At 71.9% G+C, this 18,203-nt stretch carries 17 protein-coding genes; 10 read left to right on the plus strand and 7 right to left on the minus strand.

What is annotated here, in order from left to right:
• Nucleotides 1–64 precede the first annotated feature (64 nt).
• The 5 genes from QK442_RS20105 (at nucleotide 65) to QK442_RS20125 (ending at nucleotide 6,031) form a co-directional block, all read left to right on the plus strand.
• Nucleotides 65–1,546, plus strand: coding sequence for an FAD-dependent monooxygenase (locus QK442_RS20105; protein ID WP_282695372.1), 1,482 nt, complete (start codon nucleotides 65–67; stop codon nucleotides 1,544–1,546).
• Between the two features lie 43 nt (nucleotides 1,547–1,589).
• A complete protein-coding gene (locus QK442_RS20110; RefSeq protein ID WP_282695373.1) occupies nucleotides 1,590–2,546 on the plus strand; it encodes an aromatase/cyclase in 957 nt (318 codons plus the stop codon).
• Entirely contained in the window at nucleotides 2,543–3,733 is a 1,191-nt protein-coding gene (locus tag QK442_RS20115) for an FAD-dependent monooxygenase (RefSeq protein ID WP_282695374.1), read from the plus strand. The genes QK442_RS20110 and QK442_RS20115 overlap by 4 nt, the downstream gene beginning before the upstream one ends.
• Nucleotides 3,720–5,198 carry an FAD-dependent monooxygenase gene (locus QK442_RS20120; RefSeq protein ID WP_282695375.1) on the plus strand — a complete coding sequence of 493 codons (1,479 nt, stop codon included), beginning with the start codon at nucleotides 3,720–3,722 and terminating at the stop codon, nucleotides 5,196–5,198. Before QK442_RS20115 ends, QK442_RS20120 begins: the two co-directional genes overlap by 14 nt.
• A 74-nt stretch (nucleotides 5,199–5,272) precedes the next feature.
• Nucleotides 5,273–6,031 (plus strand): antibiotic biosynthesis monooxygenase, encoded by a 759-nt coding sequence (locus QK442_RS20125; RefSeq protein WP_282695376.1) that lies wholly within the window; start codon nucleotides 5,273–5,275, stop codon nucleotides 6,029–6,031.
• Nucleotides 6,032–6,104: 73 nt separating this feature from the next.
• Here the strand turns inward: QK442_RS20125 and QK442_RS20130 are convergent, their stop codons facing one another.
• The 5 genes from QK442_RS20130 to QK442_RS20150 form a co-directional block, all read right to left on the minus strand.
• Entirely contained in the window at nucleotides 6,105–7,991 is a 1,887-nt protein-coding gene (locus QK442_RS20130; protein WP_282695377.1) for a hypothetical protein, read from the minus strand.
• On the minus strand, nucleotides 7,988–8,314 hold the full coding sequence (locus QK442_RS20135; protein WP_282695378.1) for a 4Fe-4S dicluster-binding protein: 327 nt from the start codon (nucleotides 8,312–8,314) through the stop codon (nucleotides 7,988–7,990). Before QK442_RS20135 ends, QK442_RS20130 begins: the two co-directional genes overlap by 4 nt.
• Before the next feature lie 68 nt (nucleotides 8,315–8,382).
• A complete protein-coding gene (locus tag QK442_RS20140) occupies nucleotides 8,383–9,888 on the minus strand; it encodes a glutamine synthetase family protein (RefSeq protein WP_282695379.1) in 1,506 nt (501 codons plus the stop codon).
• 2 nt (nucleotides 9,889–9,890) lie between these two features.
• A complete protein-coding gene (locus tag QK442_RS20145) occupies nucleotides 9,891–10,076 on the minus strand; it encodes a hypothetical protein (RefSeq protein WP_282695380.1) in 186 nt (61 codons plus the stop codon).
• Nucleotides 10,073–11,377 carry an amidase family protein gene (locus tag QK442_RS20150; RefSeq protein WP_282695381.1) on the minus strand — a complete coding sequence of 435 codons (1,305 nt, stop codon included), beginning with the start codon at nucleotides 11,375–11,377 and terminating at the stop codon, nucleotides 10,073–10,075. Before QK442_RS20150 ends, QK442_RS20145 begins: the two co-directional genes overlap by 4 nt.
• 293 nt (nucleotides 11,378–11,670) lie before the next feature.
• On the opposite strand from QK442_RS20150, the gene QK442_RS20155 reads away from it, so the two are divergent.
• Genes QK442_RS20155 through rfbC form a run of 3 tightly spaced genes read left to right on the plus strand, consistent with a single transcriptional unit; the run spans nucleotide 11,671 to nucleotide 13,405 of the window.
• Nucleotides 11,671–12,105, plus strand: a complete 435-nt coding sequence (locus tag QK442_RS20155) for a carboxymuconolactone decarboxylase family protein (protein ID WP_282695382.1) — start codon at nucleotides 11,671–11,673, stop codon at nucleotides 12,103–12,105.
• A 17-nt stretch (nucleotides 12,106–12,122) separates the two neighbouring features.
• Complete coding sequence (locus QK442_RS20160) at nucleotides 12,123–12,779, plus strand: sulfotransferase family protein (protein WP_282695383.1); 657 nt, start codon at nucleotides 12,123–12,125, stop codon at nucleotides 12,777–12,779.
• Nucleotides 12,780–12,799: 20 nt separating this feature from the next.
• Nucleotides 12,800–13,405, plus strand: coding sequence for a dTDP-4-dehydrorhamnose 3,5-epimerase (gene rfbC / locus QK442_RS20165; RefSeq protein ID WP_282695384.1), 606 nt, complete (start codon nucleotides 12,800–12,802; stop codon nucleotides 13,403–13,405).
• Between the two features lie 86 nt (nucleotides 13,406–13,491).
• Here the strand turns inward: rfbC and QK442_RS20170 are convergent, their stop codons facing one another.
• Entirely contained in the window at nucleotides 13,492–14,490 is a 999-nt protein-coding gene (locus QK442_RS20170) for a Gfo/Idh/MocA family oxidoreductase (RefSeq protein WP_282695385.1), read from the minus strand.
• Nucleotides 14,491–14,690: 200 nt separating this feature from the next.
• On the opposite strand from QK442_RS20170, the gene rfbA reads away from it, so the two are divergent.
• Together rfbA and QK442_RS20180 are read left to right on the plus strand one after the other, a co-directional pair.
• Entirely contained in the window at nucleotides 14,691–15,560 is an 870-nt protein-coding gene (gene rfbA / locus QK442_RS20175) for a glucose-1-phosphate thymidylyltransferase RfbA (protein WP_282695386.1), read from the plus strand.
• A 68-nt stretch (nucleotides 15,561–15,628) separates the two neighbouring features.
• Nucleotides 15,629–16,705 (plus strand): nucleotide disphospho-sugar-binding domain-containing protein, encoded by a 1,077-nt coding sequence (locus QK442_RS20180; protein WP_282695387.1) that lies wholly within the window; start codon nucleotides 15,629–15,631, stop codon nucleotides 16,703–16,705.
• Nucleotides 16,706–16,886: 181 nt separating this feature from the next.
• Here QK442_RS20180 and QK442_RS20185 read toward each other — a convergent pair whose 3' ends face one another.
• A complete protein-coding gene (locus tag QK442_RS20185) occupies nucleotides 16,887–18,068 on the minus strand; it encodes a nucleotide disphospho-sugar-binding domain-containing protein (RefSeq protein WP_282695388.1) in 1,182 nt (393 codons plus the stop codon).
• Nucleotides 18,069–18,203: the final 135 nt, after the last annotated feature.

The following is an 18,203-nucleotide window of genomic DNA, read 5'->3' on the forward strand; positions in this document are numbered from 1 at the left end:
GACGTGACGCCGGCTCCCCCCCCCTCTCTCCCCCCGCAGAATTCGAGGCTCAGGACAGGAAGTCATGAATACCGATGTCATAGTTATCGGGGCAGGGCCCGCGGGGCTGACGCTCGCGGCCGAGCTCCGCCTCGGCGGCGCCGACGTCGTCGTCTTCGAGCAGCGGACCGAGCGGAGCTGGGAGTCGCGCGGTATCGGCTTCACCGCCCGCGCCACCGAGATGTTCGAGCAGCGCGGCCTCCTCGAACGCCTGAAGAACACCGAGATCACCCGCCAGGGCCACTTCGGCGGCATCCCGATCGACTACGGGATCCTGGAGGGCTCGCACTTCGGTGTGCGCGGCGCGCCCCAGTACAAGATCGAGGAGATGCTGGAGGACCGGGCCGTCGAGCTCGGTGCCGTCCTGCGCCGCGGCTACGAGTTCACCGGTCTGGCCGAGAACGCCGACGGCGTGACCGTGACCGTGAACGGCCCCGAGGGGGCCGAGGAGCACTCCGCCCGCTACCTGGTGGGCTGCGACGGCGGCAGGAGCGCCGTCCGGCGCCTGGCGGGCTTCGAGTTCGCCGGCTCCGACGCCACCCGCGAGATGTACCTCGCGGACGTCAGGGGCGTCGACATCAAGCCCCGCATGATCGGCGAACTCTTCCCCAACGGCATGGTCATGGCCGCGCCGCTGGAGGAGGGCTACACCCGGATCATCGTCTGCGAGAACGGCACCCCGCCGGACCGCGCCGAGGTCACCTTCGCGCAGGTCGCGGACGCCTGGCAGCGGCTGACCGGCGACTCCATCCACCACGGCGAGGCGCGCTGGGTGAGCAGCTTCACCGACGCCACCCGTCAGGCCACCGAGTACCGGCGCGGCCGGGTGCTGCTCGCCGGCGACGCCGCGCACATCCACCTGCCGGCCGGCGGCCAGGGCCTCAGCGTCGGTGTGCAGGACGCCTACAACCTCGGCTGGAAGCTGGCGGCGACGGTCGGGGGCCGCGCTCCGGAGGGACTGCTCGACACGTACCACTCCGAGCGGCACCCGGTGGGCGCCCGCGTCCTGCGGGGCACGCTCGCCCAGGGGATGCTCAACCTCACCGGCAGCTCGGTGCAGCCGCTGCGGACCGTCATGGCCGAGCTCTTCGCGATCCCGGCGGCGGCCCGGCACATCGCCGGCATGGTCAGCGGCTTCGACATCGTGTACGAGGTCGGCGACGGCGCCGAGGGGGCCGGCCACCCGCTGCTCGGCGGCCGGATGGCCGACCGCGAGCTGGAGCTCGCCGACGGCGGCACCGACCGGATCGCCCGGCTGCTGCATCCGGCCCGTGGCGTCCTGATCACGGCGGACGCGACCGGCGCCACGGCCGCGACGGCCGCCGGCTGGTCCGACCGGGTCGACGTGGTCCGTGTCAGGACCTTCCCCGCCGGACCGGAGGAGGGCGGGGCCGCGACGGAGTCGGTGCTCATCCGCCCGGACGGCTACATCGCCTGGACCGCTCCGGCCGGAGGCGGCCTTGAGGCCGCGCTGCGGCGCTGGTTCGGCGAGGCCACGGCTGCCTGAGGCAGGCCACGGGCCGCCCCGCTACTTCTGAGGAGACACACACGTGACCGAGCACGAGATCCACCGTACCGAGCACACGATCGACGTCGACGCCCCCGCCGAACTGGTGTACGCACTGGTCGCCGACGTCACCCGTTGGCCCGAGACCTTCCCGCCCACCGTCCACGCCGAGGTCGTCGAGCGCACGGGCGGATCCGAGCTGATCCGGCTCTGGGCGACCGCCAACGGCACCGCCAAGACCTGGACCTCCCGGCGCGAACACGACGCCGCGAAGCTGACGGTGACGTTCCGTCAGGAACGCTCGCAGCACCCCGTAGGCGGCATGGGCGGCGCCTGGGTGGTCGAGCCCCTCACCGAGACCACCTCCCGGGTCCGCCTCCTGCACGACTTCCACGCCGCCACCGACGACCCCGCCGACCTGGAGTGGATCCGCCAGGCCGTCGACCGCAACAGCGGCTCCGAACTCCAGGCACTCAAGGCGAGCGCCGAGGCCACCGGCACCGACCGGCTCATCACCTTCGAGGACACCGTCCACGTCGACGGCCGGGGCAAGGACGTCTACGACTTCCTCAACGAGGCCCAGCTCTGGCAGGAGCGCCTGCCGCACGTCGGCCGCGTCCAGCTGGACGAGGACGAGCCCGGCCTCCAGATCCTGGAGATGGACACCCGGGCCAAGGACGGCAGCACCCACACGACCCGCTCCGTCCGTGTCTGCACCCCGGCCACGACGATCGTCTACAAGCAGGTCGTCCTGCCCGCCCTCATGACCCTGCACACCGGCCGCTGGCTCATCGAGGAGCGTGACGGCGGCGTCGCCGTCACCTCCCGCCACACCGTGCGCATCAACACCGAGAACATCACCAAGGTCCTCGGCGCCGACGCCACCGTCGAGACCGCCGCCGCGTTCGTCCAGAGCGCGCTCAGCACCAACAGCCTCGCCACCCTCGGCCTCGCCAAGGCCCACGCCGAGGCCCTCGCCGGCGGAGGCGCGGAGTCATGACCCCGACCCGGGCGGACGTGCCGGTCGTCATCGTCGGCGCGGGCCCCGTCGGGCTCCTGCTCGCCTGCGAACTGGGACGGGCCCGGGTCCCGGTGGTCCAGGTGGAGAAGCTGGCCCGGCCGATGACCGAGTCGCGCGCCAGCCAGCTCTCCACGCGGACCGCCGAGCTGCTCCACGAGCGCGGCTTCGAGGACCTCCTCGCCGAGGCCACGCACGAACCCCGTACACACTTCGGCGGCCTCGGCTTCGCGCTGACCCCGGTGGACAGCCCGTACGCCGGGAACTGGAAGGTCCCCCAGTACCGCACCGAGGCCGCCCTCGGCGCCCGCGCCGCGGAACTGGGCGTCGAGACCCTCCGCTCCCACGAACTGACGGGACTCACCGAGCGGCCGGACCACGTCCTCTGCCGGACCCAGGGCCCCGAAGGGCCGCTGGAGTTCCGCGCGGCATACGTGGTCGGCTGCGACGGAGCCCACAGCACCGTCCGCCGGCTCGCCCGCATCCCGGTGACCGCCACCCCGGCCACCAGGGAACTGCTGCGCGCCGACGTCCGAGGGCTCACCGTCCGCGAGCGGCGCTTCGAGCGGCTCGCCGACGGCTTCGCCGTGGCCAACACCCGCGACGGAGTCACCCGGATCATGGTCCACGCCTTCGGCGGGCCCGTGCCCGCCCGCACCGGCCCGCCCCGCTTCACCGAAGTCGTCGACGCCTGGCGGCACGTCACCGGAGAGGACATCTCCGGCGGCGCCCCGCTCTGGCTCGACGCCTTCGACAACGCCAGGGGACAGGCCACCGAGTACCGGCGTGGCCGGGTCCTGCTGGCCGGCGACGCCGCCCACTGGCATCTGCCGGTCGGCGGCCAGGCCCTCAACACCGGACTTCAGGACGCGGTCGACCTGGGCCCGAAACTCGCCGAGACCGTACGCGGCACGGCCGCGCCCGGACTCCTCGACAGCTACCACGAGGTGCGGCACCCCGCCGCCGCCCGGGTCCTCGACCACGTCGCGGCCCAGGAACGCCTGATGCTCGGCGGCCCGGAGACCGAACCGCTGCGCGCGGTCCTCTCCGAGCTGATCGGCCTCCCCGGGGTCCGCGCCCATCTGACCTCGGTGGCGAGCAACCTCGACGACCGGCTCCCGGCACACACGACACCCATGGAAGGCAGGAACGACAGTGCAGGACTTTGACACCGACGTGATCATCGTGGGGGCCGGCCCCACCGGACTCATGCTCGCCGGCGAACTCCGCCTCGCCGGCGTCGAGGCCCTCGTCCTCGAACGGCTCGCCCAGCCGATGCGCCAGTCGCGCGCCCTCGGCTTCTCCGCCCGCACCATGGAGGAGTTCGGCCAGCGCGGTCTCCTGGAGTCCTTCGGCGAGATGGGCGTCATCCCGGTCGGCCACTTCGGCGGCATGCCGCTCGACTACACCATCCTGCCCGGCGGCAACTTCGGCGTACGCGGCGTCCCGCAGGCCTTCACCGAGGCCAACCTCACCAAGTGGGCCACCGGCCTCGGCGCCGAGATCCGCCGCGGCTGGGAGGTCACCGGTCTCGCCGACGACTCCGAGGGCGTCGAGGTCACCGCCGACACCCCCGAGGGCCCGCGCACCCTCCGCGCCCGCTACCTGGTCGGCGCCGACGGCTCCCGCAGCATCGTCCGCAAGCTGTCCGGCATCGACTTCCCCGGCACCGAGGCCACCATCGAGATGCTGATGGCCGACGTCACCGACGTCCAGGTGCGGCTGCGCCCCACCGGCGAGCTGGGCGACACCGGCATGGTCGTCGTCCTCCCGGTCGGCCCCAACACCACGCGCGTCGTCTGCTACGAGCGAGGCGCGGGCGTCCGCCCGACCTCCGAGCCGCCGACCTTCCAGGAGGTCGCCGACTCCTTCAAGCGGGTCACCGGGGACGACATCTCCGGCGGCAACGCCGTCTGGCTCAGCTACTTCACCGACTCCAGCCGGCAGGCCGCCGCCTACCGCAAGGGCCGCGTCTTCCTCGCCGGCGACTCGGCGCACATCCACATGCCGATCGGCGCCCAGGGCATCAGCGCCGGCCTCGGCGACGCCGTCAACCTCGGCTGGAAGCTCGCCGCCACCCTCAAGGGCCACGCCCCCGAGGGCCTGCTCGACACGTACGACACCGAGCGCCGCCCGGTCGCCGCCCGCATCATCGCCAACACGCTCGCCCAGCGCAGCCTGTACCTCGGCGGCCCCGAGATGGACCCGATGCGCGCCGTCTTCGCCGAACTCCTCGCCCACGAGGACGTCCGCAAGCACCTCGTCGGCCTCGTCACCGGCTTCGACATCACGTACGACGCCGGGGCCGGTGAGCACCCGCTGCTCGGCCGCCGTCTTCCGGACTTCGCCTTCACGGGCGAGGACGGCGAGACGACCGCCTACAAGACCCTGCACGCCGGGCGCCCGGTCCTGCTCGACCTGACCGGTGACTCCGCCCTCGCCGAGGCCGCCGCGCCGTGGGCCGACCGCGTCGACGTCGTCACCGCCGCGGTCCGCCCCGAGGGGCCGCTCGCCGAGGTGGACGCGGTCCTCGTCCGCCCCGACGGCTACACCGCCTGGATCGCCGACCAGGCCGGCGCCGAGGGCCTCGTGGACGCGCTGAACCGCTGGTTCGGCGCCGCCTCCCAGAACTGAGCGACAGCCGGCGCCCCGCCCTCCCGGCGGGGCGCCGCCCCCTCTTCCGTAGACCCCGTTCCCAAGGAGCAGCAATGCCGATCATCAGCCCCGAGGCCGGCCACCTGACCGTCCTCAACCTCTTCAAGACCGACTCCCGCGACCGCGTCGACACCCTCGTCGACGAGATGAAGAAGATCGTGGACGTCGCCGCCTACCCGGGCTGGATCTCCAGCACCGTCCACCGCGGCCGGCAGAACCCGGGCACCGCCAACTTCATCCAGTGGCGCGGCATGGACGACCTGGAGTCCCGTTACAACGACTCCGAGTTCAAGCACCACACGGTGCCGGTCTTCCGCGAGATCACCACCTACGTCCGCCTGATGCAGACCGAGGTCGAGCTGAGCCAGCGCCACCCCGAGTACGGCGACGTCACCGAGATCTCGCCCGAGCGCGACGACTACACGGTCATCGAGATCCTCGGTGTGAAGCCGAACCAGCAGGGCGCCCTGGTCGACACCCTGGGTGCCGCCCACGAGTGGCTGGTGGACGTCCCCGGCTACCGCTCGCAGAGCATCATGCGCGGCATCCGCTCCCGCAACCTGGACGGCGGCGAGGGCACCCTGGCCACCGTCGGCACGGACAACGACTTCGTCGTCGTCTACTCGCAGTGGGACGGCAAGGTCTTCTACGACTCCTTCCGCAACCAGCCCGAGGCCCAGTGGATCCGGGCCCGTGACGCCTACCAGGAGAAGCGGTACGCCCTGACCACCAGCGTCGACTGGAACGGCTACCAGGCGGTCCACACCCGCTCCGCCGAGCAGCCGGCGGCCGAGGCCGCCGCCGCGGTCTGATCCCCGGACCCACCCCCCACAGACGTAGGGCCCCTGGCGGAAGCCAGGGGCCCTACGTGGTGCTTGCGCCGCCTCACCCGGCGATCGTGGCCCAGTGCCACCGCGAGTCGAAGGCGGTGACCTCGATGTCCGTGCCCTCGGCGACCAGCGCCGCCGCCAGGCTGGTGGCCCCCGCGACGAAGGCGGACGCGCGGTCGGCGGCCAGCAGGTCCTGCTCGTCGAAGGGAAGCCCCTCGCAGCGCAGCAGCCGGAGGTCCATGAAGCCGTTGAAGCGCCGGCCGAGGACCTCCACCGCCTGCGGGCTGCGGACGGTGAACCGCACCCGGGCCGCGAGGTGCCCGTTGTGATGCTGGTCGGAGTAGTACGCGATGTCCGGGATCGCCGGCGGGACGAAGTGGTCGCGCGCCGCGATCTCGGGCACCTTCGGCAGGTTGCCGACCAGGAAGTGCCAGGAGTTGTACTGCATCCGGGAGGAGATCGCCCAGGCGGTGTCGGCCAGCCGGGAAGCCGAACCGCCGAAGAGCCGCTCCGCCTCCTCCGAGGGCACCACACAGCAGAAGAAGTGCGGGATCTCCCACGCGGCGATCGTCGGGTACGCCTCCGCGCGCAGCGCCTCGATCAGCGCCGGGAGCGACCGCATGCCGCGGCTCATCGCGAAGTCCGCGTCGAAGACGACCGTGGCGGCCGCCACCGTCTCGTACACCAGCGACTCCAGGCCGGAGCCGAAGTCGCCGTGCGGTTCCGCCAGCCAGCCGGGGGAGCCCTCCAGGGCCGCGGACAGCTCCGCGAACGTGGCGCCGGAGACCGGCAGACGCTCGCTCAGCCGGGCGCACAACGCGGCCTCCAGCCGCGCCGCGTCGTCCTTCACGGGGCCCGAGACCCGCTCGATCTTGTGCATCAGCGGCCCGTGGATCTCCCGGTAGAGCTTGACCGAGGAGCCCATCAGCTCACGGCGGCGGGCGGCCAGCGCGTCGGCCAGTTCGCCGAGGGCGAGGACGCTGTGCGCGGCCGGGGCCGGCACCGGGGGCAGCTCGGGCGCCGCGGCGTTGTACGCGGTGCGCGCGCGCTCCAGGAGGAGCGCCACGTGGTCGAGCGTCAGCTGGGTCCCGTTGGCCTCCTCGATCCGGGCGTACCCGGCCGAGCGGACGAGCAGCGTCAGGCAGACGACGAACAGGACGTCGCTGTCCGCCCACAGCTCCAGCGGGATCGTGCGCAGGCTGCTCAGCACGCAGTCGGGATGTCCCGGACGCAGTGTCTTGCCGGTGAGGTTGTTCTGGTCGCGGAAGTTCGTGTACCGCCGCTCGCCGGCGTACAGGACGAACGGCGCCGTCCGCAGCGCAGCCTCCGTCAGCTGCTCCAGGACCTCGCGCCGGCCCTCGGCGCCGGCCGCGAGCAGCCAGTTGCGGCAGTCGCGCACGGAGGCGTACCAGCGGTCGGTGGCGAGGGCCAGCTCGACCTGGTAGTCGGCGAGATCCTCGGCGGACCACGGCACCCGCAGGACGCCGTCGACCAGTTCGGCCCCGCCGCTCAGCGGGCCCTCCGACGGGACCCGGAACAGGATGCGGCCGCTGCGGTCGAGGCCGATCTCGCCGAGGAACGCGGTGTCCGCGCCCTCGGGCCGGTCGGCGGCCCTGCCGTCCTTCCGCCAGTTCCGGCCGGCGAGCACCTTGAGCGCGGCCTCCGCCTTCACGGGCAGCGCCCGCAGCTGGATGTCGGCCGGGACGTGCCCGCCGAGCGTGAGGAGGGTGTCGACGGCGGTGCCGAGGTCGGGGGCGTCGACCGCCTGTCGCCAGGTCCTGCGGAGCAGTTCCGGGAACCCGGCGTCCTTCTCGCCCGGCTGCTCGGGCCTCTCCGCGACCCCGGCGGCGCTGCCGAGTCTGCTCGGGCGGCGGCTCCGGCGGGCCTTGGCCATCGCGGCCCGCCGGTCGAGCGTCCGGTCCGGCTCGGTGGGGATGGTCATGCGGTTCCTCCGGCGGTCAGTTCGATGTGGTCCCACATGCGGGCCTCGGTGGCGGTCCAGTCCTCGTCGACGTAGATGCAGTCGACGGGGCAGACCATCACGCACTTCGGGCAGCCGGAGCAGAGTTCGGGCACGATCACGACGTTGAGCCCGTCGTCGAAGATCGCCCCGAACTCGGGCGGGCAGCTGCGCAGGCACGTGTCGCACGTGATGCACTCCGACGTCTCGATGCGACGCGGGGGCTTCTTCCAGTTCTCGTCGCGGGAGCGCTCGGCGATCCGCTCGGCGCGAGCGGTGTCGGCTCCGGACGGAGTCTCTTTCACCTTCGGCACGGTGTGCTCACCCTCTTCCTCTCTGGGGGGACACCCGGGTGGGGGTGCGGAACGGCGGTTCAGAAGGCACCGAAGTACTCGCGGTGCTCCCATTCGGTGACGACGCCGGCGAGGGCCTCGGGCGGGGCGGTGGCGGACCAGGCGTCGAACCGGTCGGCCTCGCTCTCCTTCAGCTTGGCCAGGCATGCCTTGAGCGGGGCGCCGAGCAGCCGCTCGGTGCTCTCGCCGGCGCGGAAGGCGTCGAGCGCCTCGCGCAGTGTCCGCGGCAGCTGGGGGCGCGGGGCGGGGACGGCCGGGGGCCCGGCGAGCATCCCTTCGAGGCCCGCGTGCAGCTGGGCGGCGATGAGGAGGTACGGGTTGGCGCAGGGCTCCCCGATGCGGTTCTCGACGTGGGTGGCGCTGCCGCCGCTGAGCACCCGGACCATGGCGCTGCGGTTCTCGAACTGCCAGTCGACGGTGGTGGGCGCGAGCGTGAACTCGGGCGCGAGCCGCCGGTATCCGTTGACGGTCGGCACGGAGAGCAGGCAGAACTCCCGGGCGCGGGAGAGCAGTCCCTCGATGTACGCCCGGCCGTCGGCGGAGACGGCGTCCTGGAGACCGTCGCCCTCGGCGAAGAGGTTCCGCCCCGTCTTGGCGCTGCTGACGGACTGGTGGAGGTGCCAGCCGCTGGCGTCGAAGCTCTCCAGGCGCGGCAGCGTCATGAAGGACGCGTGGTGGCCGAGGCGCCGGCACTCCTGCTTGAGCTGGGTGCGGAACAGCAGCATCGCGTCGGCGGCGTCGAGGGCCCGCAGGGGGTTGAAGGTGGTCTCCAGCTGCCCGGGGCCCGACTCGTGCTCGAAGGAGCGCAGCGGCAGGCCGAGGCGCATCAGCATCGCGGCGAGGGGGTCGGCTATGTCGGCGACGGAGTCGTAGGCGGAGTCGAGGTTGAACTGGTAGCCGGGGTTGACGGCCACCACCCGGGGGGCCGGTCCCTGGGCGCCGAAGCCGTTGCCCTCGTTGCCGACGGGACCGCCGGCCAGCCGGGTCAGGTACCACTCGACCTCCAGGCCGATGACCGGCGACAGGTCGTGGCGGGCGTACTCGGCGAGGACCCGGCGCAGCACGTCGCGCGAGGAGAGGGGGTGCGGGGTGCCGTCGCGGAGGTACTCGTCGCCGAGCACCCAGGCGGTGCGTGCGCCGTTGTCCCGGGGCAGCACCTGGAACGTACGGGGGTCGGGGACGAGCACGAAGTCGCCCGCGCCCAGGAGTTCGCCGACACCGACGCCGGCGTCCGCGAGGAAGTCGACGGCGACGGCGTGGCCGGTGTCGAAGAGGAACGGCCCGGCGCTGAAGTCCATGCCGTTGCGGAGCACCGAGCGGAACACGTCGGCCGGGACCGTCTTGGAGCGGGCGAGCCCGTGCGGGTCGCAGAAGGCGACCCGCACGAGGTCGACCTCGGCCAGCTGGAGCTCGACCTGCTCGGCCGCCGCGATCTGGCGTTCGTCCCAGAGCCCGAACTCGGCTACGAAGGAGGGGCGTCCGACGCCGCTGTCCTCGCCGAGTGTGGCCCACGACCTGGAGACCATGTTCACTTTCCTTCCGCGGAGAGATGGGGGTGCGCCGGAGCGGGGCCGAGGGCCGTCGCGAGGAGTCCGGCGGCCGGGAGCGCGAAGTCGTCGTCGGCCCGGCCGCCCCTGCGCCCGGCGGCGCAGGAGGGGCGTCCGGTGCCGCTCTCCTCGCCGTTCGGGGGGCACGGCACGGGGACATTGGTCATTTCTCTTCCGCCGGGCGGCCGGGGGGCGCCAGGGCGAGGCCGAGGGCCGACTCGACGAGATCGGCGGTCCGGAGCACGAGGCCGTCGTCACCGACGCGGCCCACGAGCTGGAGCCCGACCGGCAGGCCGGCCGGCGTGAGGCCGACGGGCAGCGACAGGGCGGGCTGACCGGTGAGGTTGAAGGGGTACGTGGCGGGCGACCAGGACAGCCAGCGCAGCTCGGCCGGGTCGGCCGCCCAGGGCGGGGCGATCGCCTCGGCCGCGAACGGCTCGATCGGTACGGTCGCCATCACCAGGAGGTCGTAGGAGTCCATCACCGCGGCGAGCCGGACCCGCAGCGCGAGCCGGGTGTCCTCGGCGCGGGCCACCGCGGCGGCGCCGAGCGAGCGCCCGTACCGCACGACCGCGAGCCTGCCCTGGTCGCACCGGGCCTCGTCCTCGGGAGCGGTGCCGTGCGCGTCGGCGGCGGCCAGGATGTCCACGAGCGCGTCGTACGGATCGGGAAACGGCACCTCGACCCGCTCGACCCGGTGGCCGAGCGCGGCGAGGACCGGCAGCACGCCTTCCGTGACATCACGCACCGGAGCCGACGTACCGGGGAACTCGATCCAGCCGATCCGCAGCGGCCCCGCCGCCCGCCCGGGTACCGAGGGCACCCCGGCCGAGTCCGGGTCGCGGCCGTCGGGACCGGCGAGGACCTTCATGAGCTCGGCGACGTCCGCCACGCTCCGCGCCAGCGGCCCCACATGGGACAGCCGTTCCGGGCACGGCGGGACGTACGGAACGTGCCCGTACGAGGGTTTGAAGCCGACCACACCGCAGAAGGCGGCGGGGATGCGGACCGAGCCGGCGCCGTCGGTGCCGAGCGAGGCGGTGCACAGACCCGCCGCCACGGCCGCCGCCGCCCCGCCGCTGGAGCCGCCCGCGGTCCGGTCGCGCGCCCAGGGATTGCGGGTGGGGGAGGAGACCCGGCTGACCGTGCTCGCGCTCCACCCGTACTCGGACGTGGTCGTCTTGCCCACGACGATCGCGCCCGCCGCGCGCAGCCGCGCCACGGACGGCGCGTCGGCCGGCTCGCGGCGGTTCGGCAGCAGCGAGCCGCGCCGGGTCCCGAGGGACTCGGTCTGGATGAGGTCCTTCACCGACACGGTGACACCGAGCAGCGGCCGGCCGCGGAAGGCGGCCGGACCGAGGACGGCGAGCAGCCGGTCGGCCGCCTCGGCCTCGCGCAGCGCGCGCTCCTCGGCGACCTCGACGTACGCACCGATCTCCGGGTCCGTCGCACGGATCGCACCGAGCACGTCGAGGACGTGACCGGTGACCGTGGAATGACCTTCGAGAAGAGATTTCCGTGTGGTGTGAATGCCGTGGCAGACCGGCTGCCTACTCTTCGTCGTTGTGGACTCTGACACGAGACCCATACAAGTCATCGCCCGAATTACGCGCAACTCACCTATCGGGAGCGGGCGTTACATCTGCTTCCCATCCGCAGTTGAACGTGATTTCTTGCGAATGTGACAGCGGCCGGAGCAGCATGTTTCCCAGATAATTCCCACATACATATCGCACAGGAGAAGACCCGATGACTCCACGGATGGACAACCCTTCCCTGGTCGTTCCCGGTGCCCTGCAGCCCCTGCTGGACCTGTCCGAGGTCATCGGCAAGGTCGGCATCCCGCAAGCGACCCTCGACCTGATCCGCCTGCGCGTGAGCGAGATCAACGGCCGCGACTGGACCCTCGTGGACCGGGCCGGCCTGGCGAACGGCGCCGACGACCGCCTTCCGCTCGTCGCCACCTGGCGCACCGAGACCGTCTTCTCGGACGCCGAGCGCTCCGCCCTCGCCATGGCCGAGGCCGTCACCCTCCTGGCGGACCCGGAGCACATGGCCTCCGACGAGGTGTGGGAGGAGTGCGCCAAGTACTTCACCGAGGAGCAGCTCGGCGCCCTCCTCATGCATGTCGGCCTGGTCAACATGTGGAACCGGGTCAACGTCGCCTCCAACCAGGCCCCCGCGGTCTGGCGCTGACGAAGGGATGCGCGTCCGTGAAGCTCATCAACGCCGGTCTGGGCAGGACCGGCACGACCTCGCTGAAGGTGGCCCTGGACCGGCTGGGACTCGGGCCCTCCTTCCACATGTTCGACATCGTGGGCGACGACGAGCGCCTGGAGCAGTGGGAGAGGATCGTCTGCGACGGGGAGGACCCCGACTGGCGGGCGGTGTTCGCCGGATACTCCTCCGCGGTCGACGGTCCCTGCACGGTCTACTACCGGCAGCTCGCTGAGGCCTTCCCCGAGGCCAAGGTCATCGTCACCGTCCGGGACGCCGAGGGCTGGTACCGGAGCACGTACGACACGCTCTACCAGTTCGTCCTGCGCAGCAAGGAGCACCCGCCGGAGCCCGGCTCCCGCCAGGAGCGGCTGCTCCGCGTCGTCAGCACCATGGTCTGGGACGGCGTCTTCGAGGGCCGCTTCGAGGACAAGGACCACGCCGTCGCGGCGTACCACCGGCACAACGAGGACGTCGTGCGCGCCCTCGGCGCCGACAAGGTCCTCGTCTACGACGTACGGCAGGGCTGGGAGCCGCTGTGCGCCTTCCTCGGAGTCGACGTCCCCGACGAGGAGTTCCCGCACGCCAACGACTCCGCCGCCATGCGGCAGCGGATCGCCCAGGCGGCCGGCGCCCCGGTCGCGGCGGGCTGAGCCGACGAGGAGCTGATCCTGTGCTGATCACGGAAATGACGGTCCCGGGCGCCTACCGCGTCGAGCCGGAACCGCTGAGCGACCGTCGTGGATATTTCTTCGAGTCGGTGCGTGCCAGTGCGATCCTGGCCGAGAGCGGCTGGGACTTCTCTGTCCGCCAGGTCAATTACTCGGTGTCCAGGAAGAACACCCTGCGGGGAATTCACGGCACCAAGGTCCCGCCCGGTCAGGCGAAGTTCGTGACCTGTGTACGGGGCAGCGCGCTCGACATCGCGGTCGACCTCCGGGTCGGTTCCCCGACGTTCGGGCAGTACGACGTCACGTACCAGAGCCCGGAGACGGGCACGGCCGTGTACCTGCCCGACGGCATCGGCCATGCCTTCCTGGCCCTGACCGACGACACCTGCATGAGCTACCTCTGCTCGCAGGAGTACGTGCCCGGCACGATGATCGACGTCGACGCGCTCGATCCGGAGATCGGCCTGCCGTGGGAGCTGACGGAGCCGCCGATCCGCTCGGACAAGGACGCGGTGGCCCCCACCCTCGCGGAGGCGGCCGCGATGGGCCTCCTGCCCACGTACGAGCAGTGTCTGCCGCGTCCCTTCGGAGTCCTGCAGAACGGCTGACCTCCGCGGGTGCGCGCACATGGGAACGGCAGCCGGTGCCCTCGGGCACCGGCTGCCGTTCTTCGCGTCTCGGCACGAGGCCGTCCTCACCCGGCGTGGGCGCGGATCCGGGCCATCAGATCGGCCTGCCGCACCAGTTCGCGGTGGTGCGCCGGACGGGCCGAGGCGTCCTGGACCGCCGCGTGGAAGGCGCTGAAGACACCGAGGAACTGGTCCGAGGCCGGCGCGACGATCCGGGTCTCCCGGTCCCGCTGCTCAAGACGCAGCACGGGACGGGCGTCGCGTGAGGGCGTGAAGGCCCATTCGAGGGTCAGCCGCCCCTCGCTGCCCCAGAGGTCGTACGTCGAGCGGTAGCCGTGCGAGAGGCCGAAGGAGCAGTTCGCGGTCACACCGGAGCCGTCGCGCAGCAGAGCCGCACCGGACACGTCCACGCCCAGCTTCGCGTCGGACTCCAGGGCCGCGCCCAGGACCTCGATCTCCTCGCCCAGGTACTCCTGGGCCGCGCGCACCGGATAGCAGCCGACCTCCCACAGGGCGCCGCCGCCGAGCTCGGCCTGGTACTTGATGCCGTTCGGGTCGGTGGGCGGAATGCCGAACACACCGTTGAAGGAGCGGAGTTCGCCGATCGCGCCCTCGGCGATCAGGTCCTGGGCCAGGTCGTGCTGGGGGTGCCGGAGGAACGCGAAGTTCTCCATGATGAGCAGCCCGCGCTCCTCGGCGAGCCCGGTGAGGCTCCGGGCGGTCCCGGCGCTCGGTACCGCCGGCTTCTCGATGAGGACGTGCTTGCCGGCCTCCAGCGCCCGGCGCGCCCACTCCGCGTGCTCGCTGTTCGGCAGCGGTACGTACACGGCGTCGACGCCCGGCGCCTCAAGGAGGGCCTCGTACCCCTCGACGGCCGCGCAGCCCGTGTCGGCGGCGACGGACTCGGCCTTCGCCAGAGAACGGCTCGCGACCGCCACGAGATCGAACGGAGACCTCCGAATCGCGGGGATCGCCCGGCGCACGGCGATGTCGGCGCACCCGATGATGCCGATACCGGCCCTCCGCTCGGATTCCTGGTCGGGTGTCAGATCTTCGATGTTCACAAGTCCACCTAAAGGGCAAGAGGAATTCGCATGCCTGAATCGGGATGAGGTCAGAGTGGATAAGTGGCACTTTGTTTGTCAACACCCGCGGATATCATGGCAGGTGCGCCCTCGAACACGACTTCCGGCCGTTCGATCTCCCGCTATAAAGTGCGGGCATCCGCTCAGATCGACATGAAATACACGGAGGAGGTGCGGCGGTGAAGGGCATCGTCCTGGCCGGCGGTAATGGTACGAGGCTCCATCCGATCACCCTGGGCGTGTCGAAACAGATGCTCCCGGTCTACGACAAGCCGATGATTTATTACCCGTTGTCGGCGCTGATGCTGGCCGGGATACGCGACATCGAGATCATCACCACCCCCGAGGACCACGAGATGTTCCGCCGGCTCCTCGGCGACGGCTCCTGGCTCGGCATCAACCTGACCTACGCGGAGCAGGACAAGCCCCGTGGTCTCGCCGACGCCTTCCTGGTCTCCGCCGACCACATCGGCGACGACTCCGTGGCCCTCGTCCTCGGCGACAACATCTTCCACGGCTACGAGTTCGGCCCCATGCTCCAGCGCGCCGGCCAGGACATCGAGGGCTGTGTCCTCTTCGGCTACCCGGTCCGCGACCCCGAACGCTACGGCGTCGGCACGCTCGACGACCAGGGCCGCCTGATCGCCCTGGAGGAGAAGCCCGCCAAGCCGAAGACCAACATGGCCATCACCGGGCTCTACCTCTACGACAACAAGGTCGTCGACTACGCCCGGGAGCTGAAGCCCTCCGAGCGGGGCGAGCTGGAGATCACCGACCTCAACCGGATCTACCTGGAGCGCGGCGAGGCCCGGCTCATCCCCCTCGGCCGCGGTTTCGTCTGGCTCGACACCGGGACCCACGACGCCCTCATGGAGGCCGGTGACTACGTCCAGGTCCTGGAACACCGCCAGGGCGTGCGCATCGCCTGTCTGGAGGAGATCGCCTGGCGCATGGGCTTCATCGACCGTGACGCCTGCTACCGCCTCGGCAGCCGCCTCGCGAACTCGGCCTACGGCCAATACATCATGGAGATGGCCCAGGCCGGCTGAGTCCGCACCCCGCGCCGCACGGCGCGGAACCAAGCAATACGCCCCCTCACCGGAAGAAGCCCCTCGTCATGAAGATCCTGTTCACCGTCGGCGGGAGCCAGGCGGCCGTCTTCGGCGTCGCCCCGCTCGCCGCCGCCGCCCGGAACGCCGGGCACCAGATCATGCTCGCCGCCGACGAGCCGCTCATGGCCGCGGCGGCCTCCGTCGGACTCCCCGCGGTCTGCATCACCCCCGAGCGCATGCGCTACGGCCAGGAGTCGCTGACGGCCACGGCCCGCCTCGACGCCCTCCTGGAGCTCACCGAGGCATGGACCCCGGACCTCGTCGTCGGCGGCCTCTCCCACGTGCCGCGCGTCCTCGCCGCCCGCCTCGGGGTTCCGTACGTCCGGCACATCTGGCACATCGCGCCGATGGCCCGCCGTGACCGCGCCGCCGTCGCCGAACTCCAGCCGGAGCTGGAGCGCCTGGGCCTGACCGGGCTTCCCGAGCCCGATCTCTTCATCGACCTCTGCCCGCCGCCGATCCGCCCCGAGGGCGCCCCCGCCGCCCGCGCGATGCGCTGGGTCCCGCGGGTCAGCCAGCGGCGCGTCGAGCCCTGGATGTACACCCGCCCCGAGGGCCGCCCCCGCGTCCTCATCACCGCCGGCACCCGCAACCTCATGCTCGACACCCCCGGCAGCTCGCTGCGGAAGCTGGTCGGCGAACTCACCGGCTCGGGCGCCGAGGTGCTCATCGCCGCGCTCCCCGAGGCCGCCGAGAAGTACGGCGCGGAGCTCGGCGACGTACGCATCGGCTGGATCCCGCTCGACGTGGTCGCCCCCACCTGCGACCTGGCCGTCCACCACGGCGGCGCCACCACCGCGATGACGCTGGTGAACGCGGGCGTGCCGCAGCTGATCATCCCCGACAACGGCTACGGCAAGGCCGTCGCCGAGGCCGTCGTCTCCGCCGGGGCGGCCGTCATGGTCGACAAGCACCGCCCGGAGGAGGGCCGGGACCCCGACGAGGTGATCGCCGCCGGCTGCCGGGAGATCCTCGCCGACCCCGCGTACGCGGCGCGGACCCGGGCGCTGGCCGCCGAGGCCGCCGCGCTGCCGACGCCCGGTGAGGTCCTCCGCGAGCTGGAGGCCCTCGTCGCGTCCTGACCCCGTCCCCGAAGGCCGGCCGGTGCCCCACCGGCCGGCCTTCGGCTTTCCCCGTGACCGGTGACCCGCGCGTGCCCCCGTGCCCCGCCCCCGTACGGCACACGCCCTCCCGATCACGCGCAGCGCCCCGAGACCGACGGTCTCGGGGCGCTGCGCGTGATCGGGAGGGGCATCAGCGGTACTAGCGCTGGAGCAGGGCCTCCAGCTTGGGGACGATGTCCTGCGGCGTCGGGAGCGTGGAGATCTCCTTGGCCAGGAACTGCGTCCGCTCGGTGTAGCTCGGCTCCTCCAGGAGCTCACGGCAGGCGGCGGCGATGGTCTCGCCGGGCGCCTTGTCCGGGGCCTCGGCCACCGGCCACAGGGTCTTGCCGGCGCCGAAGTCGCTGATGGCCTTGGCGATGGCCTCGCGGTGGTAGTTCGGCGGGAACTCCGGCGGGTTCTCCGGGATGATCAGCTGCGGCACGCCGTTGGCCATCAGCGTCGTGGCCGTGGTCGCGCCACCGTGGTGGACGGCCAGGTCGCAGGTGGCCGCGGCCACGTCCATGGGGATCCAGCCGACGCGGGCGTCGCCCAGGTCCGCGCCGAAGCGTTCGGCCGCACCCGGGGACGCGGCGATCAGGACCTCGGCGTTCTGCTTGTTCAGCTCGCTGACCAGCAGCGGCATGGACCAGCCCGGGTCGCGGAACATCAGGCTGCGGAAGCCCGAGGTGATCAGGACACGGCGACGGCCCTCCGGGCGGGTGTACATCCACCGCTCCAGACGACGCTGCGGGTTGCTGGGGATCCACCGCAGCGACTGCGCGTCCGGGTCGTGCGCCGGGCGCAGCGACGGAGGGGTGGAGTCGAGGAGCAGGTCGGGCTTGAGCAGCCCGTCCACGCCCAGGCGCTCCATCTCGGGGCGGAGCTCGGCCTCGGCGCCCGGGTCGATGCCCGTGAGCGGAATGCCCAGGTACTCGACGTGGCGGACGTACGGGACCTTGAGGTGGGCGGCGAGCAGCATCGCCGCGTAGCTCTGCGAGCTTCCCACCACCACGTCCGGGGTCCAGTCCTTGGCGAGTTCGAGCAGGGACTCGACGCCGGCGAGGCCCATCCGGGCGAAGCCGCGGCCCTGGCCGAACATCTCCTCGTCCCCGAGCTCACGGGGGAACCGCAGGCCCCGGCCCGGGTTCGTGATCCGCATGAAGTGGCGGATCGGGTCGACCGTGAAGCAGAACGTGGGAATTCCGATGGCTTCAGCCGTCTCCACCCACGGCTCGTGGGCGGCCAGCATGACCTGGTGCCCCGCGTTCCGTGCGGCCGTCGCCAGTGGGGCGGCGGCGTAGTAGGTGGCCTGGCTGCCTGTGGTGACGAACAGGATTTTCATGGCACTCCGGATGCTTTTCGTGAGTCACGGCCTGGCGTATGTGGGAACAGCTTCGATATTCCACAGAGTGCAGTTTTTCTGTCAAACACCTTGAATTCGCGGGGGCGTGTTCGAATGAGGATCACGCGCAGTTGA

The organism is Streptomyces sp. CC208A, assembly GCF_030010625.1.
Taxonomy (GTDB): domain Bacteria; phylum Actinomycetota; class Actinomycetes; order Streptomycetales; family Streptomycetaceae; genus Streptomyces.